The organism is Croceitalea rosinachiae, from assembly GCF_031846445.1.
Classification (GTDB): Bacteria; Bacteroidota; Bacteroidia; order Flavobacteriales; family Flavobacteriaceae; genus Croceitalea; species Croceitalea rosinachiae.
The window spans coordinates 1126856-1152906 of record NZ_JAVRHR010000001.1 but is presented as its reverse complement, the minus strand read 5'-3'; the positions used below and the strand labels follow the sequence as shown (position 1 = coordinate 1152906).

Here is a 26051-nt window from a genome sequence, read left to right as displayed (position 1 = left end):
TCCCTTTAATCCTTAGAAAATTATGGAAGAACTATTAGAAAAATATACAAGCACTCCATTAGAAAGCATTAAAACTTGGTACAAAGCAGCGGCTGTAGCAGATTTCCCCATAGATGGGGGGGCTTGCGTAAAATACAAAAACAAGCAAATTGCCGTTTTTAATTTTGCTCGAAAAAACAAGTGGTACGCATGTCAAAACCTATGCCCACATAAAATGGAAATGGTATTGAGCAGAGGTATGATTGGAGATGATAAGGGAATCCCAAAAGTAGCCTGCCCAATGCACAAAAAAACCTTTTCGTTGGAAGATGGTGTTAATTTAAATGGTGATTTACCAGCAATTGCCACTTATCCCGTTAAAATAGAAGAAGGTTTTGTGTATCTTGGTTTTTCAGAGTAACCTTCTGAAAAACGATGTATTTAAATGGCACTATCTGAAAAATTAAAAGATGCTTTTCAACGCTTTGATCAAGCAAATAGCGAAGACCCCAATATAGAAGTATTCGGTGGGGCTCCATATCCCAAAGAACTTTTGTATGCAGAAAGAATGACCGCGGTTCTCAATGATTTTGAACCAAATGCCTCCGAAGCCCTTCAACTCACTGCGCGCTGTCAACATATTTGCCGCTGGGAAATACCTCGCAATCAATATGAAATGAACAAGCCAGGTTATCTTAGATGGCGGCAGGACCTAAAAAAATTCCATGCTAAAAAGGCTAGAACCATCTTGACCGAGGTGGGTTATGATGAAGATACCATCAAACAGGTGGCCTTTTTACTCTTAAAAAAACAATTGAAAAAAAGCGCTGAAACACAAGCACTTGAAGATGTTATCTGTCTGGTGTTCTTACAATACTATTTTGAGCCCTTTGCGGCAAAGCATCCAAATGAAAAGGTAATTGATATTCTTCAAAAAACATGGGGAAAAATGTCAGAGAAAGGGCGACAAGCTGCATTGCAAATATCCTTTTCGAAGACCTCAAAAAATTTGATTGACCAAGCACTAAAAGCCTAAATGGCTTAGATTAGGTACTGCGATGATGGAAAAAACCAAAAAACTGGCATTAGATACGACGACATTTCTTAGGATTCAGAAATGGTATCTACTTGCTTTGGCCGGTATCGCTATAACCATCATTTTTGCCCAAGTACTCATTCAACAACATTTGACCTCACAATTGACCGATTCTCGTGTTATTAATGTGGCCGGGCGCCAACGTGCATTTAGTCAAAAGTTGGTGAAAGAAATATTGTTGTTGCAAAAAGCCGACGATACTGATAAACAAAATATACTTTCCAATTTAAAAGAAACCTTAAAGGTTTGGAAGGTCTCTCATCTAGGGCTACAAAAGGGTAATGATAGCATTGGTCTACCCGTAGAAAAGAACAACGAAATCATACTGCTATTTAAAGATTTAAATCCTCACCATGAAGCTATGGTTGAAGCTGTCGAACATATTTTGGAACATGATAACAGCATTGAGAGCCAAATCGCCGTATTGCTTGAAAATGAGCGGCCCTTTTTAAAAAAAATGGATGGCATCGTCAACGAATATGATGAGCTTAGCAAGGCACAGCTAGAAAAATTGAAATTGAAAGAATTATTGTTATTTGCCTTCTCGCTCTTGATTTTATTTCTTGAGATTGTCTTTATTTTTCGCCCTCTTTCATTGCAAATTAAAGAGACCATTTCAAAACTCATATCAAGTCAAAAGAAGACAGAAGACGATGCTGCGGAAATTAAAAAGCTTTTTGTTGAAAAAGAACGGTCTCTTGTTGAGCTTCAAGAACTAAATTTCGTTATTGATAATGCTGCGCTTTTTGCCAGTACACGAAAAGATGGTTCAATAGTCTTTATGAGCAAAAAGTTTCTTGCCCTGTTGGAGCAAACCAAAGATAGTTTAAACCACCCTCTTTCTGAGATTTTGACCCAAGAAGAAGGTCAACAGCAATACCTACGTGAAATCATGATTAGCAGACGTAAACATATTCGGTCTGAAGAAATAGAAGTGAAAACAGCTTCGGGTAATAAGTTATGGCTTGATATGTCTATCATCCCCATGCGCCAATCAAACTTGGAACAGAGTATCCTTATTTTATGCTCTGATATTACCGAACGAAAGCGAAACCAGTTAAAGATTGAAGAGCTCACCAAGCAGAGTTATGAAGAAAGTATTCGTCAAAAACAATTGCAGGCAAGTCAAATCGTAGAGGGCCAGGAGGAAGAGCGTAAACGCATCGCCAAAGATATTCATGACGGTATCGGCCAGATGTTAACGGCGCTGAAATTCAATATTGAATCTATAAATCTTGACCAAAAGGAAAAGACAAAGGAAAAAATTACTTACCTAAAGACCTTGACCTCAGACCTTATCAAAGGGGTTCGTACGGCAACCTTTAATTTGACCCCGCCTGAACTACAAGACCATGGCATTTTCCCTGCACTTCAAAAAATGACTCAAGAATTGAGCAAATTGACTGGAAAAAATATCTTATTCGAAAACAAATCAAAAAAGAATATCCGTTTTGATCAACTGGCGGAAACCAATATTTATAGGGTGACCCAAGAAGCTGTTAACAACGCTATTAAATACGCGCATCCAAATTACATCTTAGTAACCATAAACCACACCGATACCCTTCTTAGTGTAGTCGTTGATGACGATGGCAATGGCTTTGATCCGGCAATTTTAAATCAGGCTCCAAAAAATAATAGTGAAGGCGGTATGGGAGTTTTCTTTATGAAAGAACGCATCGGTTATATTAATGGAAGATTATTTATAAATTCAACCCCTGGCAAAGGCACCAGAGTGACCATAAACTACAATCTTAGTAATGAAAACATCAATGGAACGAAATGAGCTATATCCCGTTTTTCTTAAGGTCAATAATCTTAAGGTTTTAATTGTGGGTGGAGGCAATGTAGCCGAAGAGAAATTGACTTTTTTGCTTAAATCGAGCCCCAACGCAAGGGTAGAGATGATTTCGCCGATATATCGTGAAGCAACTGTTAAATTAGCTAAAAATCATGGTGTGAAGATGTTCAAGGGTAAATACCGCAGATCATTTTTAAAGGGAAAACACATTGTGGTCGCCACGACCGATGTGCCAAAAGTGAATGAAAAAGTGTATGCAGATTGCCGTAAACGGGCCATTCTTGTCAATGTGGCCGACAACCCCCCCTATTGCGATTTTTATATGGGCGGAATCGTAACCAAGGGCAATGTAAAAGTTGCCATTTCTACCAATGGTAAATCTCCAACCACAGCAAAGCGTCTTCGACAGTTTTTTGAAGATGTAATTCCAGAAAATATAGATGATCTCGTCAAAAACCTAAATGAATATCGAAAGACAATCAAGGGTGATTTTGAAGAAAAAGTGGAAACCCTGAATGAGTTCACCAAAGGTTTGGTCAATAAAAAAGATAGTAATGAAAATTAGAATCAAAGGAAATTCAGTAAGGCTACGCTTAACGAAAACAGAAGTTGAAACTTTTAGCGAAGCCGGCTCTCTCTCTGAAACCACTTACTTTGGGAGCAAGGCGCTGACCTATTGTTTGCAATCAAAAATGGGAATCTCCGAGCTTGAAGCGGATTTCATTGATGATATCATTACAGTGCACATCCCTGCTGAAGCCCAAAAAACATGGGCAAGTAGTAATCGGGTTGGTTACAGTAATAAAGTAGATTGGGCTGATGATACTGAGCTTTCCCTTTTAGTAGAAAAAGACTTTACCTGTTTAGATGAGACTGTTGAAGATCAGTCAGATAATTACCCGAATCCGAGGTTAAAACCCTGATAGGACTGAAAAGATAAGATTCTCATCTGGTTCTGATTAAATTGATTTAAAAAACGTCTCTTTTTGGTTTTTCTATCAGTAGTTTCCATGTCAAATTAATCGCCTTATTTTCTTTTTTAAACACCTCTGTTCTTTTAAGTTGTTCTTTGTTAGTCTTCTTATTTTAGAAACGAGAAATCAAGACCAATGAAATTATTTCTATTACAAATTTTATATTTTTTATGAGCTCCTATTCTTTCTCAGTATTTTGACAATACGGTTGATTACAATCTCTGAGAGGTTCCATTCATATCCATTAAAATCAGTAGTATTGATAAATTGAACAACAACCGCATCTATATCTTTGTGGTATTCTGCAAGGCTCTGATAGCCAACAACCAAACCTCCATGATCGTATTCATAGGGATAAATTTCCTGCTCTCCTTCATCAAACACAGAACCATCGTTTAAGGCCCGCAAGAATATGCCCACATCTTCTGCAGTAGCTAACATTCCATACTCCCTAGCTTTAAAATCTTCATCATATCCAACATAATAGCCACTCATTACATCATCTAAATCGACTTCGTTTATCGAAAAAAAAGTGTTCTTCAGTTCGAGTGGCATTAATATTCTCTCCTTGATATACTGTTGGTGGCTATAACCCAATACTTTATCCATAAGCTCTCGAAGCAATAAATAATTGGTGTTAGAATATTCATACCCATCATCAGGTTCAAAACTAGCTGGTAAATCAAGAGCAAAATCAAGGGGTTTTTTACCATTTTCTTGTTCATTTTCCCAATATTTCGGATTATCGGTGAAATTGGGAATACCGCTGCGATGTTGCACCATCATTCTCAAAGTAATTTTTTCTGCATTTTCGATTCGACCCACAAGTTCTGGAAAGTAATCAGCGACCGTTTCATCTAAGGACAAACGTTCGTCTTTGGTCAGTTTCGTGATAGAAACGGCAGCATACAATTTGCTTATACTGGCAATTTTGAACAACGATTTTGGATCGGCAGGTATTTTGTTTTCTCGGTCTTTCCAACCTGCCGTATAAAATGCAGGTGGTTTTCCTGCTTCGTCCACATAAACAATCATTCCATCAAACCCATGACCAATGGCTTCATCCACTTGTTCTTGAACGGTATCGGGCAATGGTAAAATCCATGCCTTTACCAATATCCATGGCACGAAGTACAGGGAGCCTATGCTTATAGCAATAAATAGTATTTGGAGTAATTTCTTTATTTGTTTCTTGGTCATTTTTTCTTCTCTAGAGTTTGACAAATGGGTCGAAAGAACTTATTCATTATTAATAGCATCTATTTCCTCAATTACGTTTTCGCCTAAATCTTTTAATTGAGTATAAAGATCAACCATGGTATCAAACTGCCAGGCTGCTAAACTAATCACGTTCCGATAGGGGGCGGCCGATGTATATGCTGCAAAATCCTCAAAATACTCAGCTTGCGTTGTCGCCCTTATTTTTCGGGAATCTGGTGGCACAAAAGCATAAGCGAGCATCAGAGATCTATCGAACTGGGTAGAAAGATATGCCTGCTGACTTTTTGCATAATCGTTATAACTACCTTCGCTTGCTGCAATTTCTTCAATTAAACTATGGTATCTGGTTAAGAGGGAATCCAATGGTGTATTGTTGATTTTTCCAAAATAGTCTGAATTTTTTAATGCTTCATAGCCCCCGGTATTCGGTTTAAAATATAAATCTGCAAAGGCAAACCCACTAGACATAAAAAGAATAAGGTTCTCGTGTTCTGTCTTATCCAAGATACTTGCACGGGCCTTTTTACAAAGCTCGGCTATTTGTGTTCTACCCCTTGCTATCGAGTCCAGTTTATAAAGGTCTTCTATTGTGTGAGACTTGATCTTAACCAAATACTCTTTTAAAGCATTGTTATCCTTTTTGGCTTGGTTCCAATTATTGATTTGCAAGGCAATCAAAATACCTATGACCACCAAAACAATTTCGCCAATGGCGTATTTTAAATACTTACCTGTTTTATTATTTTCGATTTGTTCGTAGCGGATTTTTCGAAAGATTTTCATCTTAATTTATGGATTTCAAAAGTTGCTTTCATATAAATAAAATGATGGGAATTAACCATAGAATCAACTTTAAGTTATGCTATTCTTACTTCAGGTCGGACATTGAAGTTTTGTTCTTTAGAATTTCATTGAAGTCCATTTCAATCCGAATAAAGGTCTTAAGAAAACCACCCTTCGAAGAATAAATTCATAAATAAGATAGCAAATAATATCCGTAATCACCGTAATCGCGATAAATTTTAGGATTACAGAAATTTACTTAAAACGTTTCGACAATACTACTTTAGATGATGCAAATGAATTAATAATATTGTAATTAAAAATGAGGAAGGAATCCCTACTTTTTATTCCAGACATATCAAGATTCACCGAGTTCATCGAAAGAACGGAGGTCAATTATAGCCAGAATGTCATTGCCGAGCTTTTGGAAATACTCATTGGAGCCAACACATTGGATTTACAATTAGCTGAAATTGAAGGGGATGCACTTTTCTTTTATAAAGAAGAAATGATTCCATCACAGGAACTTTTACTGGCACAAATTGCATCTATGTTCACAGCGTTCTATAGTCACCTCGAACTGCTGAGAAAAAACAGGATATGTCCGTGCAATGCATGTGCGGAAGCACCAAACCTTCAACTAAAGATCATTGCAATACCTCTAGCAAGAAGCTAAACATTTTTTTAGAAAATATTGTCTTGAAAATCGTTCGTTTTTAAGAGGCTTTCTAGAAAAACTTCAATACAAAAAGTAGACTTATTTAATCGGACAAAACGTTAAGAATAAAAAATCACATCCTAATAGAAGTAGGTATTTTTTTAGTTTATTTAAGGCTGTTAAGTACATACTTTTTAACTTACCAGACAAAAAAGACGCAACCTTAATGATTGCGCCTTTTCGCTTAAACTAACTCAAACTAAACAACTCAAATTATGAAACTAAACTACTTAACTTTTACTCTTTTAATTTTCTAAATCCTTTCAATTTTAAATAGGATAATAGTTCCTCTGGCCTATCCGTCATTATTCCATTAGCACCATTTTCTATTAACCATCCCCATGAGTTATCTGGTCCTTCCAATAGGCTCATTTCATCGGTGTGTCCTGCCACCAAAGCATCCCATAAGGCAATGTTGAGCACAAAAACACCCTCTCTCTTCAACATTGCAATTTGTTTGAAATTTTTAGAACTCTCTGTTTCAAAAGTCACTTCATACGCAAAGGGAGATAGATTCTTATTATAATCTTCAACAAATTTTACAGGATTCTCTGTATTATCAATTAAAATAGGCATGTAAACAATAGAATCTAACAAATCACCATATTTGGACCTCATGAACTGTACAGTCTCCCTTCCTTTGAAAATTGCTTGATTAACTGTATTTGTTTTCTTTAGTATAGCATAAGCCTCTTTAACTGTTTCTCCTTCCACCTTATCAAGATTGATCATAATTTTATCTTTGGTCAAATTCATTATCTCTTCCAAAGTAGGCACTTGTATTCTAGAACCTCTAGCACCACAAGCATTTTTAAGACGAAGTAATTTTATCTCTTCTAAAGTTAGGTCATTTACCTTGCCTTTTCCGTTGGTCGTGCGGTCAACAGTTTTGTCGTGCATAGCCACCAAATGTCCATCTTTAGTTAGTCTCACATCTATTTCAACAATATCCACACCCAAATCAACACACCGTTGAATGGCAGGTAAACTATTCTCAGGGGCGTATCTCCAATCTCCTCTATGGGAGACAGCTAGAATGTAATCTTTTGAAGGGTTTTTTAAATGATCTAAAATTATAGAAGTCCTAGTCGAATCAGTTTGTCCTTTAAGCAAGAAACCGATAAGCAGCAAACCGATAAGGATAACTCTTTTAAAATATTTTTTCATGGTTAAACCGATTTATAAGCTTGTATTATTATTTGTGTAATTCTTTACTTCTTAAATATTCTATAAGTAGTTTTGGCCTATCCGTCTGAATGATATCAATATCATTTTCAATAAACCAATCGTAGATAGTAGGGTCTAGAACTGCCTTTTCATCATCATGGCCTCCATTGTGTGGTGGCCATAAAGAATTTACCCATACAGAGGAACCTGCTTCGCGGATGTCATCAAAATATTCAATCATTTTTATGGTGTCTTGAGGAACAGTAAATTCAAATGCCACAGGTTGAAGACTGTCTAAATAACTATCTACTATTTCTCTAGAATTAGGTTCTTTAAGACGGACGATTGGCATAAAAAACACGTTATCCAAATAGGTGCCAAATTCGCTTTTTACTTGTTGATAAGGAATAGCTCCTTTGATAACTACTTGGTTTTGAGTTCCCGTCTTTTCAATGATTTGGAAACATTTATCAAAAATGGAGTAGCTTTTATCAAGGTTAACCAAGATTTTGTCTTTGCATAAGTTCAAAGCCTCTTCTAAGGTGGGTATTTTATGAGGGGTTTCATGCCCAATACCATCTCTCAATTGTAATGTCTGTAGATATTCCCAAGTAAGGTCAGAGATCTTTCCAGAACCGGTTGTTGTTCTATCAATAGTTTCATCGTGCATTAATACTAATTGTCCATCCTTGGTCTCACGGATATCAATCTCAACCATATCTACACCCATTTTAATGCAGTTTTCAATAGCCTGAAGTGAATTTTCTGGGGCATTTCTCCAATCTCCCCTATGTGCGACCACGATAACCTGATTATCTTTTGAATCTTCTAAATTTGATATAAGTGCAGCTATTGGGGCAACAGTTTTTTCAGTTTTAGTTACCTCTTCCCTAATTTGTGTAATTTGACTTGATTTAACTTCCTTTTTACAAGAGGAAAAAGTCAAGAAGCACAAAAAGAAAATTATGGATATTGGATGTTTCATTGCTTAAGTTTTAAAAAAGGGCGATTTTAGATGAACCGCCCTTTTTTGTTTTAAATCTAATACCCAGGGTTTTGTTCTATAAAATCAGGATCAGTATCAATTTGACTTTGCGGAATAGGCAAAACCAAATTGTTATTGTCAATGGTTACGTTTGCTCCGGTACTTCCAAAAAAAGCGTTCATTACTTCTACAGCAGTACCATAACGCTTGAGGTCAAACCACCTTTTACCTTCACCAATGAATTCAAATCTGCGTTCTTGTCTAATAGCTGCTCTTACATCGGCCTGGCTAGTTGCCGTTGTTTCGGCTAATCCAGCTCTGGAACGAATGCTATTTAATTGCGTGATTGCTTCAGCAGTTTGGTTATTCTCATTCAATGCTTCCGCATATTTCAATACTACATCTGCGAAGCGAATGATTAGGTGATCACTACCCCCATCATCAGCACCAGTTGCTGAAACCTCGTACTTTGTTAAGAAGTAAAAAGGGTTGGCATCAGGGTCTACCGTAACGTAATCATCAAGTCTGGTGTCACCAGCTTCAAAAGAATCAATGAAAGCTTGAGTTGGCAAATTGTGACCTTTTGCATTTGCAGTTGTTCCAGAAGGTCTGAACTGAGACCCAGCTGAACTTCCTTCGTCACTTCCGTCAGCATTAAATCCACTTGCATACTGAATTTCAAAAAGAATTTCTGGATTTCCTTCATTTGCCACTCCAAAAATATCAGAAGTGGTAGGCATCAACTCATATTCCCCTGAATTTACTACAGCTTCTAAATTTGCTAGTGCAGTAGAAAAATTACCCTGAGTCATCTGTACATCAGCAAGTAAAGCCCTTGCTGCCCCATTAGCAGGCCTTCCAGGAGCCTTTGTAGTTGGTAAATCTTGAGTTGCTTCCGTTAAATCTAGCTCTATCTGGGCATAGACTTCTGTTGATGGGGTACGACCTTGACCAAAAAAGTCAAAAGGGCTTTCCGTTTCTTCTACAACTAACGGTACATCTCCATACAAGCGAACTAGATTGTAGTAAAGTAAAGCACGAATAAACTTCATTTCTCCAATACGATTGGTTTTTAGAGAAGCATCTTCAAACTCGATATCAGTAATTCTATTTAAAACTACGTTTACGCGTTGAATACCTTCATAAGATTCTCTCCAAATGTCCCCAACTAAGTCATTGCCAGCATTGGTAGAAAAATCATCTAACTGGCCAAAACGGCCTCCGTCATTTGCTGCGATTTCTTCAAAAGTGTCTTCTGCAGAAATTTCTCCAACTCCAATTAAATCAAGACCATATAACCCATTGTTTTGCAATTGTCCATAGGCACCAATTATAGCACTTTCAATTTCAGCCTCATTGGAAAAAAAGCTGTTTGCAGATTTTTCTGTTATAGGAATAATATCTAATTCGTCTTCACAAGCAATAAAACTTAGTGAAACTGTCGTCAATAAGAATATGTATTTATAAATTTTCATTTTATCAATCTTTTGATTTAAAATTTAACGTTTAATCCAAGGGCCACAAATCGAGTTAATGGACTGGTAGAATTTATAAATCCTCTTGTTAAGGTTTGAGATTCGTTACTGGTAGCCGTAATACCGTCAGAATTGTATCCTCTATAATTCGTTATATTGAAAATATTGTTTCCTGTCATATAGAGTCTTAGGGAATTAATACCTAGGTAATCGGTTATTACTGGCTGGAAATTGTATCCAAGTTGAACACTTCGTAATCTGAAATAATCAGCATCATAAACAGACAAGCTTGACGCTCGAGTTAGCCTACCCGCTGAAGAGAAACTTGAGAAATCAGGCCTTCTGAAAAATCCATCAGGATTTCTATCGTTAAAATAATTGTCAACATAATACTGGGTTGGAACAAAGAAGCCTTCTCCACTCTCCGCATCATAAAGCATATTATCAGTTACTTTTCTTCCTTCAATACCTGTAAATTGCGCATTAAAATCAAAGCCCTTATAATTTAAGTTGATGCCAAAACCATAAGTGAATTCTGGATTGTATTGTCCCAATGTAGTTCTATCATCTGGGGTAATTTCTCCATCACCATTTACATCTCTGACTACGTAGTCTCCAACCTCGGTTCCTGCTAAAGGAGAAATGGTTTCAGCATCTAATTGTTCTTGCGTTCTGTAAACCCCAACAATATCGTAAGTATAAAACTCGGCGATACTACCACCAACTTTAGTTAAAAAACCCATACCACCATTACTGGTAATAATCTGGTCTTGTCCTTCACCCAGCGCTATAACTTCATTTTTATTGGTTGTAAGGTTGGCATTAAAACCTAATGCGAAGTCACCAATTTTAAAATTGCTTCCGCGTACTTCAAATTCAAAGCCCCTATTCTCCAATTCACCTATGTTCTGCAATGATTGCGAAAACCCCGATTGTTGTGGAACTGGGACGTCCAAAAGAAGATCTGTTGTTTTTGAGTTGTAGTATTCTGCGGTTAAGAACAGCTTATTGTTTAAGAAACCTAAATCTAGACCTAAGTTCAGGGCAGTATTGGTTTCCCAAGAAAGATCAGGGTTTGGAGAAGTTCTTGTGAATGAGCCCGAAACCAATTGGTTATCAATAACATAGTTGTCAGGTTCTACAAGTGCAATTGCGGCAAAATCACCAATTTGATTATTTCCTGTTTGCCCCCAACTAGCTCTTAGCTTAGCAAAGCTTACTAACCTGTCTTCTGGAAAAAAAGTTTCATTGCTCAAAACCCAACCACCAGAAAGGGAAGCGAAATTACCGAACTTAGTATTTGCTCCAAATCTTGAAGAGCCATCTCTTCTCAAAGAACCAGATATTAAATATCTGCCATCGTAGTCATATTGCAGTCTACTGAAATAAGAAGTTAGAGCCCATTTACTTCTAGCTACTTCAGAGGAAGGATTGGTAGCTCCAGCAATATTTCGAAGGTTGTCATCAGCAAAATTGTTGCTTTCTAAACGTGTCCTAAAAAAGCTTTCTTGCTGATAACTGAATCCAAATAGAGCGTCAATTGTGTGCTTTCCAAAAGTATTATTATAAGTCAATAGATTTTCGGTAATGTAATTTTCCCTTCTATCATTATTTTCAAATGCAATTGCTAGATTATTTTCAACTGGGGTTCTGTAGTTCCCAATATTGGAAGGAGCAAAGAATTCTGAAAAAATAGTATTGTAATCCCCTCCAAATGAAGTTTTGAAACGAATACCGTCCCAGATATCAAATTCCACATAAGTGTTTCCAAAAACTCTAAGACGGCGTTCAAAAAAATCTGTTAGTTCTGCCTTTGCAACGACGTTTTCAGATATTGGACCATCCCAATTATCATTGTTATCATCTATTTGATTCGCAATGGCAAAAGAACCGTCCGCATTATAAATTGGATAATACGGATGCATAAGTACAATAGCATATGCGGGATCGGGTTGTCTGTTTACCCCTGTTTCATGCGAAGACCAACCTCTTTCACCAGTTGGGTTTGAGTTAACCAAGGAGATATTGGAGGTTATACCAAAACGAATTCTATCGCTGACCTGCGTATTCAACTGAAAATTGGTCGTGTAACGCTTATAATCAGAACTGATGATAATATTTTCCTGATCTAGATAACCGAAAGACACAGAATAATCTGTTTTTTCGGTACCTCCGCTCAAATTAATATAATGGTTCTGTTGGCTAGCTGTTCTAAAGACCGCATCTGTCCAATTGGTATTGGTTAAACCAGATTGACCATTTATATAGTCTTGTAGAAAAGGTTGTACTCTACTACGTTTTCCACCACCATTAGCATCACGTGTGGCATTATCGTCATTGACACTTCTTCCAGAACCACCTGAAACATAACCAAAATTACGAGCATCAAGATCAAAAAGTGCCGTATCAAACGCATCAGCCAATGCGAAGTTATCTATTCGGTCTTGGAAACCGTAATAAGTATCATAAGTAACTTTTAAGTTTCCTTTGCGACCTTTTTTTGTAGTAATCAAAATTACCCCATTGGAGGCCCTTGAACCATATATTGCAGCCGAAGCAGCATCTTTTAAGATGTTTATGGACTCAATATCTTGAGTACTGATTGAACTAAAAGAAGAACCTTCAGAAAGTGGATTGCCATCAACAACAATTAATGGATTAGTGCCAGCTGTTAATGTATTCAAACCTCGAATCTGAATAACTGAATTTTCACCAGGGTTCTTTCCATTACCAACAACTTGCACACCTGCAATATTACCAGCCAGGGCTTGCTCAAAATTAGCAGAAGAAAAGTTATTCAGTTTCTCGGTTTCTACTTTTGAAACAGCTCCATTAAATTTTTCTTTTGTTCCTGTACCATAACCATAAACAATAACCTCCTGTAATTTATCCACATTCTCTGTTAAAGTAACGGTCAATTCTGTCTGATCACCAATAGAAACTTCTGTTGTAGTAAAGCCTAAATAAGAAAAAACAAGCACATCACCTATAGAGGCCTGTATACTGAACTTACCATCAAAATCGGTTACAACTCCTGTATCACTGCCTTTTACAAGAACGGTGGCACCAGGTATTGGAGCCCCTGATTCATCTAGGACACTCCCCATAATGAAACGTTGTTGCATTGATTTTTTTACAGAAATGTTAGTGTCTGAAATTTTGTAAACCAGATTAGCTTTCTTGCCTATATCATCCAAAACTGTTTTGAGAAGAACGTCTTTGTAGTTAAATGAGAATTCGAGTTGGTTCTCCAAAATATCGTTAGAATAGCGAAATGAGAATGGCGTTTTTTCTTCTATGTTTTTAAATATTTCATCTATTTTCTTGTTTTCAGCTTCAATACTAATTTTGATATTTTCAAAATTATTTGCTTGGGCATGTAATGAAATACTGAAAAGAAGTACTGTTATAAAGAGTTTGTAAATAGCAAACCGTTGTTTGCCATATTTGTTGGTTTTCATATGTTTGTAATTAGAGATTTATTTGCTTTAGTAAATTTCTTTTTGTGGGTTGGGACCATTGCACTGGTTTCAACCCTTTTTTCATTTTTCAGTTCTTGTTCATGTAGTTGGGTTTTAGTGTGATCTCGTTATTTTTTTCATTTTTATCAAAATCAAAGTCAGTCATAAAAGCCAAATCTGTAAGCACTGTATCTAATGATTCACTTTTATAGCTTGCCCTAATTTTAGTTTTAAGAAGTTCAGAATTTGAGCAAAGAATACGCACGCCATATTTCCGTTCTATCTGCCTAATAGCCTGACCCAATTCTAGGTTCTCAAAGTGTAACGTGTCATTTCTCCATGCCATGATTGACATTGAATCGAAAGCGGTTTTTACCAAGTTACCGAGCTTTAAATCATAATTGGATTGCTCACCTTTAACTAGAGTAATTTTAGAATCGGAAGCAATATGTGAAACCTCCACTTTTCCACTTTTGACTGAAACAGTAGAAGGTTCATCTTTAAAATTGGATATGTCAAATGATGTTCCGAGTACTTTAACCAAAAGCCCATCAGTTTCAACAGTAAAAGGCTTTGATGGGTTTTTTTCAACCTCAAAAAAAGCATTCCCTTCTAAAACTAGATTTCTTGATTCTGATTCGAATTTTTTTGGATAGGAAATAGATGAACCATGATTGACCCAAACTTTCGAACCATCAGGCAAGAGCACTTGTTTTATTTGTTCACCGGATGTGACTTGCACCTCTACAATATTGTTAGTGGCTGAATACAAGAAAACAGACAATGCAATTAATGCAGCCAAACCTGCCGCAGCTCCATATTGATATAGTCTAATAACACTGCGTTTTCTAATACCAATTGTATCAGCGAGCTTATTCCATGCAACATTTTTTTCTTTATTACTTACCTTAATTGAATTTGATTTTTTCCAATTTGCATGCAAAACTTCTTCAAAATCAGCATCATTTTTATTAAGAGCTTCCAAAAGCTCTGCTTTTTCTTTAGAAGTTGCTGTTCCTTTCTTGTACTTGTTCCAAATATTTTTGATGGACGTCATAAATTATAATCTACTTTATAGATATATCTAAATTGAGGTATTTGCACCCTAGAGGAACATGTTGTCAAAACGTTATGAAAATATATTTTTGTTGTTAACGATGCTTATTGAAGAAATAATAGGATAAGACTGGCCAGATATCGCAATTCTTTTTTGAGTGAAGACAAGGCGGAATTCATATAATTTTCAACTGTCTTAGGTGAAATACCCATTTTTTGTGCTACTTCTTTGGTGGTCAACCCTTCATAGCGTTTCATTTGAAATACAGTTCTTGATTGTGGCGGTAAATTAGCAATTGAAGATCTTATCTTTTTATCGTAGAGTCGAATATCCAGCATTTTATCTACAGGAATAGTAGAATCTTTTACTTCAATTTTTAAAGATTCAATATCACCAATGATTTGTTTTCGTAAGTTCTTTAAAGCAAGATTTTTTGCAATGGTAAAAATGTAAGAATCAAAGGATTTCTCTAAATCTATATTTTCTCGCTTATTCCAAATAATGATGAATGTTTCTTGAAGAATATCATCTAAATCTTTTTGCAAATTAGAGGCAACAAGAAAGGATTTGACTTTAGGATAGTACATTTCAAACAACTTTTTAAAAGCTATTTCATCCGATTTTTTAAGTCTTATGAAAAGTTGTTTCTTTAACATCTAAGAGATTTATTCTACTTTAATGTAAAACCAAAGTACTCAAAAAAAAATGTTTTGTCTTTCTTAATTCTAAATATAACCTTTAATTAATAAGAGGTAAAAGGAGATAATAAACATCCTGTTTTTCAAAGAAATATTTGAATAATATCACATGCAAAATAGAATATTTTCATCCTACAATTTTAATTCGCTTCCTCAAATAATAGCAAAAACACTTCTTCTCAAACCTATTCCTTAAAAGGCCAGTTCCTGAAACTGTTTTAGTAGTCGAGCGGTTTTCAAAAAATCGTTAGGTTCTTTAGGGCTTGAAAAACTGAGGTCGTTAGTTGAAAAATGACTAACTTACTTCTTGTTAAATTTGAAGTTATGGTACAAAAAATCAGTTTATTAGCTTTATTTATAGTGCTATGTTCTTGCAAGGACAACAACAAACAAACGGTGAATTATTCGCTAGATGCTATTAACAAATGTCAAGAAGCCTGCGTCCTAGACTTCGATGGCATTCTTAAAGGCGCGCAGAACAATCTTTCAGAATGTCAAACCATCGCTTACAATGCATTTAGTGTGCAAATGGAACGATGTTATGGGCTGAACTTAAATGATCTTTCTGGATATCGGGGTTGTATCATACCGGAGGAGATAGTTTATAGAAATGCTCTTAAGTCATGCCAACTGAACTATGATGAAGAGTCTGACGATGCGATATGGAGGGAAATCAACAGAGTGAGAGCCTGTCGACAAAAATGTATTAAGGATGTAATAGGGGCAATTTCAGAAGAATAATAAATAGCAACACTAATGTACTTCTTCTCATGTTCATGCGCCAAACGACAAATCTTTTTGAGGGTAAAATATAAATGGAGAAAACCCCAACAAATTGATTAATAATTAGTTGAGGTTTTTTGTAATAAGAGAATACCGGAGTAACGATGTTCCTCCTTTTTATCGCACTTCTGTAAATAGAAAAGCAACTGCATAGTGCTATTTTTTACAAAAATTTCAAAAATGAATTTTTTAATTTTTGCATAAGAAAAGCTGTGCGTATACGCACAGCTTTTCTGCTTAATGTGGAGAATACCGGAGTCGAACCGGTGACCTCTTGCCTGCCAGGCAAGCGCTCTAGCCAGCTGAGCTAATCCCCCAAGAATGGGCAAAGGAAATACTTTTTAGCCCAATTTCAAAATACTATGAAAATCAGTCCTTTTTGGCACTAAGAACCAATACCGGAACAGTGGCATAAAACTCCGCTTTGGGAACAGTGCTTTTCTCCCAAAGCTTTTTGAAAAAACCTCGTTTTCTTCTGAACACACAAAGCATATCTGGATTCTTATCATGTAAATGTTCCAAAACACCAAGGTAAGTAGTTGGGTTTTCAGAAATGATGAGGTTTCTACTTACATCTAATAATGCCGTATTTATTTGTAAATCTTCTTCTTTATAACCAGGAGTTTTTACAAGTAAAAGGTTTACAGTTGCCTTATTCTTGCGCATTATACTTACCAATGGATACAATATCTTGCTGCGTTTTAAAATCCCAGATTTAAACGCAGTTAAAATACTCTCAATAGGCTTATACGAGGTAGCCTTTGGAACAATCAGCGTGGGAATATCAGTTTGCTTGATAATACGCCCCGAGGTATTACCTAAATACAATTCCTCATTAATATCATTACTTCTAGGGGCGATAATAATCAAATCAATTTCAAGTTCTTTAGTTATCTCTTTAAGCCCATCAATAATGTCCCCATTATAAGAAGCAATTTTCACATCTACTCCCTTAGTGTCTATGTTTGAGACTAATTCTTTAATTTTTTCTCGGCTAGTACTAGTTACTTTTTCTGTCACATTGCCTAAACTGCCCGCTCCTGTGCTTACTACGAATACATCCATAATAAATACACTTGCCCCAAAGTCAGCGGCAAAATCTATGGCATATTTTAAAGTTTCATGTGAGTCCGGCGCTGTGCCCAGCGGTACCAAAATATTGTTCATGGTCTGGTTATTAGTATTATACTCTAAATTTACAATTTAATCGAAATCAATTCATGATACGACGTGCAAAGTTATCTGAAATAAGTGATATTCTAACAATAACAAGGGCCTGCGCTGCCGTTATGGAGCAAAAAGGCATTTTTCAATGGAATGACCACTACCCTTCTGAACAGGTTTTTTTAAATGATTTAAAGCGAGATGAGCTTTTTGTTTTAGTCAAAGAAGAAAAAATTATAGGAATAATTGTAATTTCTACTTTAATGGATGAAGAATATGTTCCGGTCGAGTGGTTGACTAAAAATAAGAACAATATTTATATCCATCGCTTAGGTGTCCATCCAAAATTTCAGGGCAAAGGCTATGCTCAAAAGTTAATGGATTTTGCAGAACACTTTGCTAAAGAAAATGACTACAGCTCTATTAGACTTGACACCTTTTCTCAGAACAAGCGCAATCAACAATTTTATGAAACAAGAGGATATAAAAGATTAGGGGATATCTTTTTTCCTAAACAAAGCACTCATCCTTTTCATTGCTATGAACTAGTTTTGTAGCCCAATGATAACCAAAACCGCTGTTACTTTTAAAAACATCAATCGGTTGGCGATTCCGGCAACTATTTCAGGTATTGCAGAGCCAATTCTATCCATTACTGACACAGCAATTGTAGGTAATATTCCGGTTGATGGATTAGAATCTTTAGCAGCAGCAGGCATTGTGGGCTCTTTCTTATCCATGCTCATTTGGGTACTTGGACAAACCCGAAGTGCCATTTCGGCAATAATTTCACAATATTTAGGTGCAGGTAAAATCAAAGAAGTGGCGAACTTACCGGCGCAAGCTATAGCTCTAAATATTACCCTCAGCTTAATTATTTTGGGAAGTACCATTTTTATAGTTGAAGATATTTTTATGTTGTTTGAAGCCTCTGGTAAGATTTTGGAATACTGCGTTTCGTATTATTCTATTCGTGTTTGGGGGTTTCCGTTAACCCTGTTCACGTTTGCCGTTTTTGGCATTTTTAGAGGCCTGCAAAATACCTATTATCCTATGGTCATTGCCATAATAGGTGCAGTACTTAATATCATTCTTGATTTTATAATGGTGTACGGTATTAATGGACTTATTCCGGCAATGTATTTAGAAGGTGCGGCCTGGGCGAGTTTGATTTCGCAAGGCGTTATGGCTATTCTAGTTTTCTTTCTACTTCGCTCTAAAACCGATATCAGCTTAAAACTTCGATTTCCATTCAATAAAGAGTTGAAAAGATTGATTTTTATGAGTTTAAATTTATTTGTGCGAGCTTTGGCCTTAAACGCCGCACTGATCATAGCCGTTCGAGAAGCAACAGCCCTCGGAGATCGATTTATTGGGGCCCATACTATCGCTATCAATTTATGGTTATTTTCCGCTTTTTTTATTGATGGATATGGAGCCGCTGGAAACAGTATGGGGGGCAAATTGCTGGGTGAAAAAGACTACGGCGGACTTTGGTCTCTAGCTAAAAAAATCATTGCATATGGAATGCTGGTCAGTCTGGTTTTGATGGCTTTTGGGTTCATTTTCTATTACCCGCTAGGGCGTATTTTCTCTAATGAGGCAATCGTTTTGCAAACCTTCTATGGCATCTTCTATATTGTGATTTTAGGATTGCCTATGAACACACTGGCTTTTGTGTTTGATGGTCTTTTCAAAGGCTTAGGTGAAATGAAATATCTGCGGAATGTGCTGCTCTCTGCTACATTTTTGGGCTTTATCCCTACACTATTTTTAGGCAAATACTTCGGCTGGGGCTTTTATGCCATTTGGATTTCTTTTGTAGTATGGATGGCCATAAGAGGTGGTGCCTTGGTCTGGAAGTTTCGCCGAAAATTTCGCCCCCTCTTGCAAAACCAGTAACTTTCAGCAATCAATTAAATTGAACAAAATGGGTACTGATAGACCTAACGGAAGTCTTTATACCAAAATTGAAAACCGAATAGCCACAATAGAATTTGGCCATCCGGCAAGCAATTCTTTTACTTCTGAATTGTTGCAAAGACTGACGGATGAAATTCATAAATTATCTGAAAACGAAGCAATTTCGATTCTAGTCTTAAAATCTGAAGGGGAGCGTGCTTTTTGCGCAGGAGCGTCCTTTGATGAATTAGTGGCCATTTCAAACTTAGCAGAAGGCAAAGCCTTTTTTAGCGGTTTTGCGAATGTTATCAACGCCATGCGCACTTGCTCTAAGCCTATCATTGGCAGAGTACAAGGCAAAGCTGTTGGCGGTGGAGTGGGCCTGGCAGCAGCATGTGATTATGTCTATGCCACTGTAGATGCCGCAATTAAACTTTCTGAAATCTCTATTGGTATTGCACCTCTGGTTATCGCTCCAGCCGTAGAACGAAAAATTGGTAAAGATGGCCTTGCAGAAATGGCTTTGCATCCTACGGAGTGGAAGAATGCCTACTGGACCAAAGAAAAAGGCTTGTTTGCCAAGGTCTATGATTCTATTTCTGAAATGGACAAGGCATTGGAATATCATAGTTCAAGCCTGTCAAGTTATAACCCAGAAGCCCTTTCCGTTATGAAAAAAGCACTTTGGGAAAATACCGAGCATTGGTCTGAGCTTTTAATACATCGAGCCGAGCAATCAGGAAAATTGGCTTTATCAAAAACTACAAAATCAGCCTTAGCGAAATTCAAAAAATAAGATTTCTTACCTTATCCTCTACTAATCAAAAAACTAACCGAAACTAAATTTAGTACAAATGAAAAAATTCGCAACGGAGATTAAATGGGGTATTATTTTCACTATTGCCAGTCTTTTATGGATGGTATTAGAAAAAGCTTTGGGTTGGCATGATACCCATATTGACAAACATGCTATTTACACAAATTTCTTCGCTATAATAGCTATTGCAATTTTCGTATTTGCCTTATTAGAAAAACGCAATAAAGATTTAGGAGGGAAAATGACATGGGTCCAGGGTTTTGTTTCGGGTATCATTATCAGTGTTATAGTCGCCATACTTTCACCGCTTTCGCAATATATTACCCATGAATATATCACTCCTGATTATTTTCAAAATGCTATAACCCATGCAGTCGAAAATGGGGGAATGACCCAAGAAAATGCAGAAACCTATTTTAACTTCAGTAGCTATCGTATCCTAGCTGCTTTTGGGGGCCTAGGTTCGGGTATCGTTACCTCAGCCATAGTTGCGCTATTTATTAGAAAAAAATAATACAAAAGAATCTTCGTTGTTAAGTCATGGTCATTCTAACGTCAAACAACCATAGGCTTTTAAATCCCAATCTATAACCAATGGACATACTTTCAATTTTAAATAGCGATTTAATACTTCCCATTGTGGCCTTATTTGTCATTGGTATATATATCTTCACCCGTGTCAGAAATAATAGAAAGTTTAAAAGGTAGTCATAGTAGTTCCCTTTTTGATATTAAGATTTTCATATCTTGTTTATCAAAAGAATTAAGATGAATATGAGGCCCCTATTGCTGTTACTTTCTGTTTGCCTGTTTTGTTTTTTAGGATGTAAAAACAAAGTCGAATTAGAGGATCAAAAGACAAGTGAACTGCCAAAAGAACAAACTTATTATCAAGGTAAGCCTCTAAAAGTGGCCGTTATCGGTTTAGTACATACCCATGTACATTGGATATTGGGCCGCGAAAAATGGGGCGATATTGAAATCGTTGGTATTGTAGAACCTAATAAGCGACTTGCCAAAGGGTATAGCGAACAGCACGGTTATTCCATGGATATTGTTTTTGACACCATGGAAGAATTATATGAGAATATCAAACCTGAAGCAGTCACCGCTTTTAATACGATTTACAACCATTTAGAAGTCGTAGAATTCTTTGCGCCAAAAGGGATTCATATTATGGTCGAAAAACCGCTAGCGGTAAATTGGGAGCATGCACAGCAAATGGCTGAAATTGCAAAAGTGAACAATGTACACTTGTTAACTAATTATGAAACCTCATGGTATGGCTCTAATTATGATGCCTTTAATCGAGTAAGCACAAAAAATGAAATAGGTGAGATTCAACGTATGGTTTTTCACCATGGTCATCCTGGACCCATTGAAATAGGTTGTAATGAAGAGTTTTTAGAATGGTTAACCGACCCTATTTTAAATGGTGGGGGCGCAATTACCGACTTTGGTTGTTACGGCGCGAATTTGGCAACATGGTTTTTAAAAGGCGAAAAACCTGAATCAGTGGCAGCAATAACTAGAAATTATAAACCTGAAAAATATCCAAATGTTGATGACGATGCCACTATTATTTTGAATTATGATAGCTCGCAGGTACTCATTCAAGCTTCGTGGAACTGGTCTCATAATCGAAAGGATATGGAAATCTATGGCAAAACCGGTTATGTAATTTGCCAAAATGACCAAGATATGCAAGTGCTCTTAAATGAAAATGAAGGAGCAGCCAATTTTAAGGCCAATAATTTGAAAATGGGTATTCATGACCCTTTTGCCTATTTAAATAAGGTTGTTCAAGAAGAATATCCAATTGCTCCTTTTAGTGTTTCATCCATTGAGAATAACCTCGTTGTCATGCAAATTCTTGAGATTGCCAAAGCGGCCGCTAAGACAGGCAAAACAATTGAATGGGACGTTTTTTTCAACCAACCTGAGCATTAAGTTTGTTATTTTTACCTAAGAATGAGCAAAATTGAAATCCCAAAGGGCAAAAAAGTCTACTTCGCAAGTGATAACCATTTGGGCGCTCCCACCTCTCAAGATAGCTTGCCCAGAGAGAAAAAATTTGTGGCTTGGCTCGATAGTATTAAAAAAGATGCAGGGGCTATTTACTTAATGGGAGATCTTTTTGATTTTTGGTTCGAATACAAAAAAGTTGTTCCAAAAGGATTTACAAGAACCTTAGGCAAGTTAGCTGAACTATCAGATTCAGGAATTGCCATCACCTATTTTGTGGGTAACCACGACCTTTGGATGAACGGATACTTTGAGAAAGAATTGAATATTCCCGTATTTCATACCCCACAACAAATAAGCGTTAATAACACTTCTTTTTTTATTGGTCATGGTGATGGTTTAGGCCCGGGTGATAAGGGCTTTAAAAGAATGAAAAAAGTGTTTTTAAACCCAGTAAGCAAGTGGTTGTTTCGCTGGTTACATCCTGATTTAGGAGTACGGTTGGGGCAATATATGTCAGTAAGCAACAAAATGATTTCGGGTGATGAAGATGCGAAGTTTTTAGGTGAAGAAAGTGAATGGTTGGTGCAGTATGCCAAACGAAAATTAGAAACCCAGCATTATGATTATTTTGTTTTCGGACACAGACACCTTCCTTTAGAAATCAAACTAAACGAAAAGTCTACTTACATAAATCTTGGAGATTGGATCAATTACTTCACTTATGCAGTTTTTGATGGGGAAAAATTATCCTTGGAGAAATTAGAAAAATAAGCAGTTCATTATTTAAAAAACAGCCCTCCTCTCGACAGCTGACCCAGAGAAATGAATTCGCCTTTCTGGTTACGATTGGGGGACTGTATTTCTAAACTACAGTTATCAAAAATGATAACAAAGTTTAAGGCACTTTATTCGATAAAGTGACACAAAAATTGAAGCTTTTAAACTAAGCCTCTTTTTCGTGTTCTTCAACGTCTTTTGACAAATCTAATCGTCGAAATGTAGGTGAAACCAATGCTGTTGTCCCAACAGTCAGCAATGTCATACAACCTCCAAAAACAACCGCTGTAACGGTTCCTAGTAATTTGGCAGCTAAACCACTTTCAAAAGCGCCCAATTCATTTGAAGATCCTACAAAAATAGAATTCACTGAAGCCACTCGACCCCGCATATTATCAGGTGTTTTTAATTGAAGTATTGTTTGGCGAATAATCATACTCACGCCATCTACAGCACCACTTAGAAAGAGTGCAATTACAGAAAGCCAAAAGAGTTCAGAAACTCCAAATACAATAATACAAATCCCAAATGCAAAAATTGCCCATAGTAATTTACGACCCGCATTCTTATGTAAGGGGAAACGGGTGGATCCAAGCATGGTTATGGATGCGCCCACAGCTGGTGCTGCCCTTAAGATTCCGAACCCTTCCGAACCCACATGTAAAATATCTTGGGCATAAATGGGCAATAAGGCTACTGCTCCACCAAAAAGTACCGCAACCATATCTAAAGTCAAGGCGCCAAAAATAGCTTTGCTGCTGAACACAAACTTTAAGCCATCCTTTAAACTTTGAAAAACAGGCTCCCCCAGTTTTGGATTCAATATGGGCTTCTTTGAAATTCTAAAAAGGAATAGCAATGCTAAAATTGAAAAGCCAAAAATGATACACATGGACCAGTGCACCCCAATCCAACTGATTGCAAATCCGGCAAAGGCCGGACCGAGTACCGATGCCATTTGCCATGTTGAGCTGCTCCAAGTTGCGGCATTAGGGTAAATCTTCTTAGGTACTATTAAGGCTATTAATGAAAAAATAGTTGGACCAATAAAGGCACGGACCAATCCGCCCAAAAAAACCAAAGTATAAATTGAATACAATACCGTTTTTGAAGTATAATCAACTCCTACCGAAGGATGGGTAATTAAAAATAAGCCCAAACTGACCACTGAAAATCCCAAAATACACTTTACCAAAAGGTTCCTTTTCTCACTTTGATCTACGATATGACCTGCGAACAAAGCAATGCTTACCGCAGGAATAATTTCCATTAACCCAATAATCCCTAAGGATAAAGGGTCTTTGGTCAACGAATATACCTGCCATTCAATAACAATAAATTGCATCGACCAAGCAAATACCATCGCAAAACGTACTCCTAGAAAAATGTTGAACTCCTTAAAACGTAAGGCTGCATAAGGGTCTAGTTTATTTTCCATATTCAACCCTGATTTCGATTTGGTTCAACCTGCATATCGCTATTTTAAATCTTTTAGTTTCAATTGAATACTTACATTGCCCTGCCATTCATTTTCATCAAGATTGAAGGCGATATCAAAACGATTTTTACTTTTTACAACACCAATCTTATCGCCAAGATTAAATCCAATTGCTCCAATTGGTTTCGAGCCTTTTTGCGTAACGGTTAATTTTAAATGCTTTTCATCTTCGCCAACGCCTTTTGCATAACCCGTATCCTGAACATTTTCTGCCATAAAAACAGGGTTCATATTTCCAGGCCCAAAAGGAGCAAACTGGCGTATAATCCGCATTAGTTTAGAGCTAATTTTATTTAACGCGATTTCAGCATCAATCTGTTGTTCAGGAACTAAAAGTTCAGGTGGAATGCTATCTGCAACCACATTCTCAAATTGTGATTTGAAATTTTCATACTGCTCTTCTAAAAGTGTAAGCCCAGCAGCATATTTATGTCCGCCAAATTGTTCAATGCAATCAACACATCCTTCTAAGGCCTTATAGACATCAAAGCCCTTTACAGAACGAGCAGAGGCAGCTAATTTATCTCCACTTTTAGTAAAAACCAAGGTTGGGCGATAATAGATTTCCGTCAGTCGTGAAGCCACAATACCTATAACCCCTTTATGCCAGTTCTCATTATAAACGACAGAGGTAAATCGATTTTCCTCTTTATTGGTTTTGATTTGGTCCAATGCCTCTTTAGTGATTTCTTGGTCTAAAGACCGTCTATCAAAATTGTATTGTTCTATTGCCGCTGCAAAAGTTTCTGCCTGTTTTAAATCTGTTTCTGTGAGCAGATTTACTGCATGTTGCCCATGTTCCATTCTGCCAGCAGCATTTATTCGTGGAGCTATAATAAAAACGACATCGGTAATGGTCAATTCTTTCTTTTTGACCTGATTGATAATCGCTTGAAACCCAATTCTAGGATTGGAGTTTACTACCTGCATGCCGTGGTACGCTAAAACACGATTCTCTCCTGTGATAGGAACGATGTCCGCTCCAATAGCTGTGGCTACCAAATCTAAATATGGAATCAAACTTTCAATGGTTTGCCCTTTTTTAGATGCCAAAGCTTGTATCAATTTAAACCCCACTCCACAACCGCACAATTCATCATACGGATATTGGCAATCATTTCTCTTTGGGTCAAGAACTGCTATAGCATCAGGTAATTTCTCCCCCGGACGGTGGTGATCGCAAATAATAAAATCAACGCCTTTTTCTTTAGCATAATTTACTTGATTAATGGCTTTTACTCCACAATCCAAAGCAACAATCAAAGAGAAATCATTATCCTCGGCAAAATCAATTCCTTTTAAAGAAACTCCATAACCCTCACCATACCTGTCGGGTATATAAGTGGCCACATTAGTATAATCTTCCAATAAATATGATGAAAGTAAGGCAACTGCAGTAGTGCCATCAACATCATAATCCCCATAAATGAGAATATTCTCATTCGAATCAATTGCCTTTTCAATTCTAGCGACTGCCACCTCCATATCTTTCATCAAAAAAGGATCATGAAGATCACTTAACTCGGGACGAAAGAATTTCTTGGCCTCGTCATAGGTCGAAACTCCTCTTTGTAATAGCAATTGGGCAACCAAATCATCTACCTTGAGCGAATTCGCCAATTGGTCAATGTCAGCTTGCTTGGGTTTGGGTTTTATGGTCCAGCGCATTATGTAATAAGTTCATTTTTCGTTTTGACCAGAAGTCAGTTCGAGTTTTCCGAACAAGT

24 protein-coding genes and 1 tRNA gene are annotated in these 26051 nt (G+C 36.8%); 13 read left to right on the top strand and 12 right to left on the bottom strand.

What is annotated here, in order from left to right; translation table 11 throughout:
- The first annotated feature begins 22 nt into the window (after nucleotides 1-22).
- The 5 genes from nirD to RM706_RS05225 are packed head-to-tail and all read left to right on the top strand — an operon-like array spanning nucleotide 23 to nucleotide 3799.
- Complete coding sequence (gene nirD / locus RM706_RS05245; protein ID WP_311349974.1) at nucleotides 23-400, top strand: nitrite reductase small subunit NirD; 378 nt, start codon at nucleotides 23-25, stop codon at nucleotides 398-400.
- A 24-nt stretch (nucleotides 401-424) separates the two neighbouring features.
- A complete protein-coding gene (locus RM706_RS05240; protein ID WP_311349973.1) occupies nucleotides 425-1015 on the top strand; it encodes a DUF4202 domain-containing protein in 591 nt (196 codons plus the stop codon).
- 25 nt (nucleotides 1016-1040) lie between these two features.
- On the top strand, nucleotides 1041-2861 hold the full coding sequence (locus RM706_RS05235; RefSeq protein ID WP_311349972.1) for a PAS domain-containing sensor histidine kinase: 1821 nt from the start codon (nucleotides 1041-1043) through the stop codon (nucleotides 2859-2861).
- Nucleotides 2848-3441 carry a precorrin-2 dehydrogenase/sirohydrochlorin ferrochelatase family protein gene (locus RM706_RS05230; protein WP_311350457.1) on the top strand — a complete coding sequence of 198 codons (594 nt, stop codon included), beginning with the start codon at nucleotides 2848-2850 and terminating at the stop codon, nucleotides 3439-3441. The genes RM706_RS05235 and RM706_RS05230 overlap by 14 nt, the downstream gene beginning before the upstream one ends.
- Nucleotides 3431-3799, top strand: coding sequence for a DUF7009 family protein (locus RM706_RS05225; RefSeq protein ID WP_311349971.1), 369 nt, complete (start codon nucleotides 3431-3433; stop codon nucleotides 3797-3799). The genes RM706_RS05230 and RM706_RS05225 overlap by 11 nt, the downstream gene beginning before the upstream one ends.
- A 219-nt stretch (nucleotides 3800-4018) precedes the next feature.
- On the opposite strand, the gene RM706_RS05220 is transcribed toward RM706_RS05225, so the two are convergent.
- Together RM706_RS05220 and RM706_RS05215 are read right to left on the bottom strand one after the other, a co-directional pair.
- Nucleotides 4019-5050: a serine hydrolase domain-containing protein gene (locus tag RM706_RS05220; protein ID WP_311349970.1), complete on the bottom strand. Its 1032-nt coding sequence runs from the start codon at nucleotides 5048-5050 to the stop codon at nucleotides 4019-4021.
- 39 nt (nucleotides 5051-5089) lie between these two features.
- A complete protein-coding gene (locus RM706_RS05215; RefSeq protein WP_311349969.1) occupies nucleotides 5090-5854 on the bottom strand; it encodes a DUF6090 family protein in 765 nt (254 codons plus the stop codon).
- 322 nt (nucleotides 5855-6176) lie between these two features.
- Here RM706_RS05215 and RM706_RS05210 point away from each other — a divergent pair, with 322 nt between their 5' ends.
- Nucleotides 6177-6530, top strand: a complete 354-nt coding sequence (locus RM706_RS05210; RefSeq protein ID WP_311349968.1) for a DUF2652 domain-containing protein — start codon at nucleotides 6177-6179, stop codon at nucleotides 6528-6530.
- 279 nt (nucleotides 6531-6809) lie between these two features.
- On the opposite strand, the gene RM706_RS05205 is transcribed toward RM706_RS05210, so the two are convergent.
- The 6 genes from RM706_RS05205 to RM706_RS05180 all read right to left on the bottom strand — a co-directional run bounded on the left by RM706_RS05205 (nucleotide 6810) and on the right by RM706_RS05180 (nucleotide 15373).
- On the bottom strand, nucleotides 6810-7739 hold the full coding sequence (locus RM706_RS05205; protein WP_311349967.1) for a glycerophosphodiester phosphodiesterase family protein: 930 nt from the start codon (nucleotides 7737-7739) through the stop codon (nucleotides 6810-6812).
- A gap of 28 nt (nucleotides 7740-7767) precedes the next feature.
- On the bottom strand, nucleotides 7768-8724 hold the full coding sequence (locus tag RM706_RS05200; RefSeq protein WP_311349966.1) for a glycerophosphodiester phosphodiesterase family protein: 957 nt from the start codon (nucleotides 8722-8724) through the stop codon (nucleotides 7768-7770).
- Nucleotides 8725-8780: 56 nt separating this feature from the next.
- On the bottom strand, nucleotides 8781-10199 hold the full coding sequence (locus RM706_RS05195) for a RagB/SusD family nutrient uptake outer membrane protein (RefSeq protein ID WP_311349965.1): 1419 nt from the start codon (nucleotides 10197-10199) through the stop codon (nucleotides 8781-8783).
- Nucleotides 10200-10216: 17 nt separating this feature from the next.
- Nucleotides 10217-13660, bottom strand: coding sequence for a SusC/RagA family TonB-linked outer membrane protein (locus tag RM706_RS05190; RefSeq protein WP_311349964.1), 3444 nt, complete (start codon nucleotides 13658-13660; stop codon nucleotides 10217-10219).
- A gap of 88 nt (nucleotides 13661-13748) precedes the next feature.
- Nucleotides 13749-14717, bottom strand: coding sequence for a FecR family protein (locus RM706_RS05185; RefSeq protein WP_311349963.1), 969 nt, complete (start codon nucleotides 14715-14717; stop codon nucleotides 13749-13751).
- Between the two features lie 104 nt (nucleotides 14718-14821).
- The gene (locus tag RM706_RS05180; protein ID WP_311349962.1) at nucleotides 14822-15373 is read right to left on the bottom strand and encodes an RNA polymerase sigma factor; all 552 of its coding nucleotides are present in this window, start codon (nucleotides 15371-15373) and stop codon (nucleotides 14822-14824) included.
- A 438-nt stretch (nucleotides 15374-15811) separates the two neighbouring features.
- Between RM706_RS05180 and RM706_RS05175 the strand changes: the two genes are divergently transcribed.
- Nucleotides 15812-16156: a hypothetical protein gene (locus RM706_RS05175; protein ID WP_311349961.1), complete on the top strand. Its 345-nt coding sequence runs from the start codon at nucleotides 15812-15814 to the stop codon at nucleotides 16154-16156.
- Nucleotides 16157-16441: 285 nt separating this feature from the next.
- Here the strand turns inward: RM706_RS05175 and RM706_RS05170 are convergent.
- Nucleotides 16442-16515, bottom strand: a tRNA-Ala gene (locus RM706_RS05170).
- Nucleotides 16516-16567: 52 nt separating this feature from the next.
- Complete coding sequence (locus RM706_RS05165; protein WP_311349960.1) at nucleotides 16568-17365, bottom strand: universal stress protein; 798 nt, start codon at nucleotides 17363-17365, stop codon at nucleotides 16568-16570.
- A 53-nt stretch (nucleotides 17366-17418) separates the two neighbouring features.
- Here RM706_RS05165 and RM706_RS05160 point away from each other — a divergent pair, with 53 nt between their 5' ends.
- From RM706_RS05160 to RM706_RS05135, 6 genes are all read left to right on the top strand, one after another.
- Nucleotides 17419-17919 carry a GNAT family N-acetyltransferase gene (locus RM706_RS05160; RefSeq protein WP_311349959.1) on the top strand — a complete coding sequence of 167 codons (501 nt, stop codon included), beginning with the start codon at nucleotides 17419-17421 and terminating at the stop codon, nucleotides 17917-17919.
- A gap of 4 nt (nucleotides 17920-17923) precedes the next feature.
- On the top strand, nucleotides 17924-19264 hold the full coding sequence (locus RM706_RS05155; protein WP_311349958.1) for an MATE family efflux transporter: 1341 nt from the start codon (nucleotides 17924-17926) through the stop codon (nucleotides 19262-19264).
- Between the two features lie 28 nt (nucleotides 19265-19292).
- On the top strand, nucleotides 19293-20060 hold the full coding sequence (locus tag RM706_RS05150) for an enoyl-CoA hydratase/isomerase family protein (RefSeq protein WP_311349957.1): 768 nt from the start codon (nucleotides 19293-19295) through the stop codon (nucleotides 20058-20060).
- A gap of 58 nt (nucleotides 20061-20118) precedes the next feature.
- Nucleotides 20119-20595 carry a DUF4199 domain-containing protein gene (locus RM706_RS05145; protein ID WP_311349956.1) on the top strand — a complete coding sequence of 159 codons (477 nt, stop codon included), beginning with the start codon at nucleotides 20119-20121 and terminating at the stop codon, nucleotides 20593-20595.
- Between the two features lie 254 nt (nucleotides 20596-20849).
- Nucleotides 20850-22031 (top strand): Gfo/Idh/MocA family protein, encoded by a 1182-nt coding sequence (locus RM706_RS05140; protein WP_311349955.1) that lies wholly within the window; start codon nucleotides 20850-20852, stop codon nucleotides 22029-22031.
- 21 nt (nucleotides 22032-22052) lie between these two features.
- On the top strand, nucleotides 22053-22820 hold the full coding sequence (locus tag RM706_RS05135; RefSeq protein WP_311349954.1) for a UDP-2,3-diacylglucosamine diphosphatase: 768 nt from the start codon (nucleotides 22053-22055) through the stop codon (nucleotides 22818-22820).
- 172 nt (nucleotides 22821-22992) lie between these two features.
- Here RM706_RS05135 and RM706_RS05130 read toward each other — a convergent pair whose 3' ends face one another.
- Both RM706_RS05130 and recJ read right to left on the bottom strand, forming a co-directional pair.
- The gene (locus RM706_RS05130) at nucleotides 22993-24264 is read right to left on the bottom strand and encodes an MFS transporter (protein WP_311349953.1); all 1272 of its coding nucleotides are present in this window, start codon (nucleotides 24262-24264) and stop codon (nucleotides 22993-22995) included.
- 39 nt (nucleotides 24265-24303) lie between these two features.
- Nucleotides 24304-25992 (bottom strand): single-stranded-DNA-specific exonuclease RecJ, encoded by a 1689-nt coding sequence (gene recJ, locus RM706_RS05125; protein WP_311349952.1) that lies wholly within the window; start codon nucleotides 25990-25992, stop codon nucleotides 24304-24306.
- Nucleotides 25993-26051: the final 59 nt, after the last annotated feature.

What these genes read in the sequence shown, in the direction of transcription:
- RM706_RS05165 (WP_311349960.1), bottom strand. Translation starts at nt 17,365, where the DNA reads ATGAACAATATTTTGGTACCGCTGGGCACAGCGCCGGACTCACATGAA.
- RM706_RS05205 (WP_311349967.1), bottom strand. Translation starts at nt 7,739, where the DNA reads ATGAAAAAATATTTTAAAAGAGTTATCCTTATCGGTTTGCTGCTTATC.
- RM706_RS05190 (WP_311349964.1), bottom strand. Translation starts at nt 13,660, where the DNA reads ATGAAAACCAACAAATATGGCAAACAACGGTTTGCTATTTACAAACTC.
- RM706_RS05200 (WP_311349966.1), bottom strand. Translation starts at nt 8,724, where the DNA reads ATGAAACATCCAATATCCATAATTTTCTTTTTGTGCTTCTTGACTTTT.
- RM706_RS05135 (WP_311349954.1), top strand. Translation starts at nt 22,053, where the DNA reads ATGAGCAAAATTGAAATCCCAAAGGGCAAAAAAGTCTACTTCGCAAGT.
- RM706_RS05180 (WP_311349962.1), bottom strand. Translation starts at nt 15,373, where the DNA reads ATGTTAAAGAAACAACTTTTCATAAGACTTAAAAAATCGGATGAAATA.
- RM706_RS05235 (WP_311349972.1), top strand. Translation starts at nt 1,041, where the DNA reads ATGGAAAAAACCAAAAAACTGGCATTAGATACGACGACATTTCTTAGG.
- RM706_RS05220 (WP_311349970.1), bottom strand. Translation starts at nt 5,050, where the DNA reads ATGACCAAGAAACAAATAAAGAAATTACTCCAAATACTATTTATTGCT.
- RM706_RS05215 (WP_311349969.1), bottom strand. Translation starts at nt 5,854, where the DNA reads ATGAAAATCTTTCGAAAAATCCGCTACGAACAAATCGAAAATAATAAA.
- RM706_RS05210 (WP_311349968.1), top strand. Translation starts at nt 6,177, where the DNA reads ATGAGGAAGGAATCCCTACTTTTTATTCCAGACATATCAAGATTCACC.
- recJ (WP_311349952.1), bottom strand. Translation starts at nt 25,992, where the DNA reads ATGCGCTGGACCATAAAACCCAAACCCAAGCAAGCTGACATTGACCAA.
- RM706_RS05140 (WP_311349955.1), top strand. Translation starts at nt 20,850, where the DNA reads ATGAATATGAGGCCCCTATTGCTGTTACTTTCTGTTTGCCTGTTTTGT.
- RM706_RS05225 (WP_311349971.1), top strand. Translation starts at nt 3,431, where the DNA reads ATGAAAATTAGAATCAAAGGAAATTCAGTAAGGCTACGCTTAACGAAA.
- RM706_RS05195 (WP_311349965.1), bottom strand. Translation starts at nt 10,199, where the DNA reads ATGAAAATTTATAAATACATATTCTTATTGACGACAGTTTCACTAAGT.
- RM706_RS05160 (WP_311349959.1), top strand. Translation starts at nt 17,419, where the DNA reads ATGATACGACGTGCAAAGTTATCTGAAATAAGTGATATTCTAACAATA.
- RM706_RS05145 (WP_311349956.1), top strand. Translation starts at nt 20,119, where the DNA reads ATGAAAAAATTCGCAACGGAGATTAAATGGGGTATTATTTTCACTATT.
- nirD (WP_311349974.1), top strand. Translation starts at nt 23, where the DNA reads ATGGAAGAACTATTAGAAAAATATACAAGCACTCCATTAGAAAGCATT.
- RM706_RS05185 (WP_311349963.1), bottom strand. Translation starts at nt 14,717, where the DNA reads ATGACGTCCATCAAAAATATTTGGAACAAGTACAAGAAAGGAACAGCA.
- RM706_RS05230 (WP_311350457.1), top strand. Translation starts at nt 2,848, where the DNA reads ATGGAACGAAATGAGCTATATCCCGTTTTTCTTAAGGTCAATAATCTT.
- RM706_RS05155 (WP_311349958.1), top strand. Translation starts at nt 17,924, where the DNA reads ATGATAACCAAAACCGCTGTTACTTTTAAAAACATCAATCGGTTGGCG.
- RM706_RS05150 (WP_311349957.1), top strand. Translation starts at nt 19,293, where the DNA reads ATGGGTACTGATAGACCTAACGGAAGTCTTTATACCAAAATTGAAAAC.
- RM706_RS05240 (WP_311349973.1), top strand. Translation starts at nt 425, where the DNA reads ATGGCACTATCTGAAAAATTAAAAGATGCTTTTCAACGCTTTGATCAA.
- RM706_RS05130 (WP_311349953.1), bottom strand. Translation starts at nt 24,264, where the DNA reads ATGGAAAATAAACTAGACCCTTATGCAGCCTTACGTTTTAAGGAGTTC.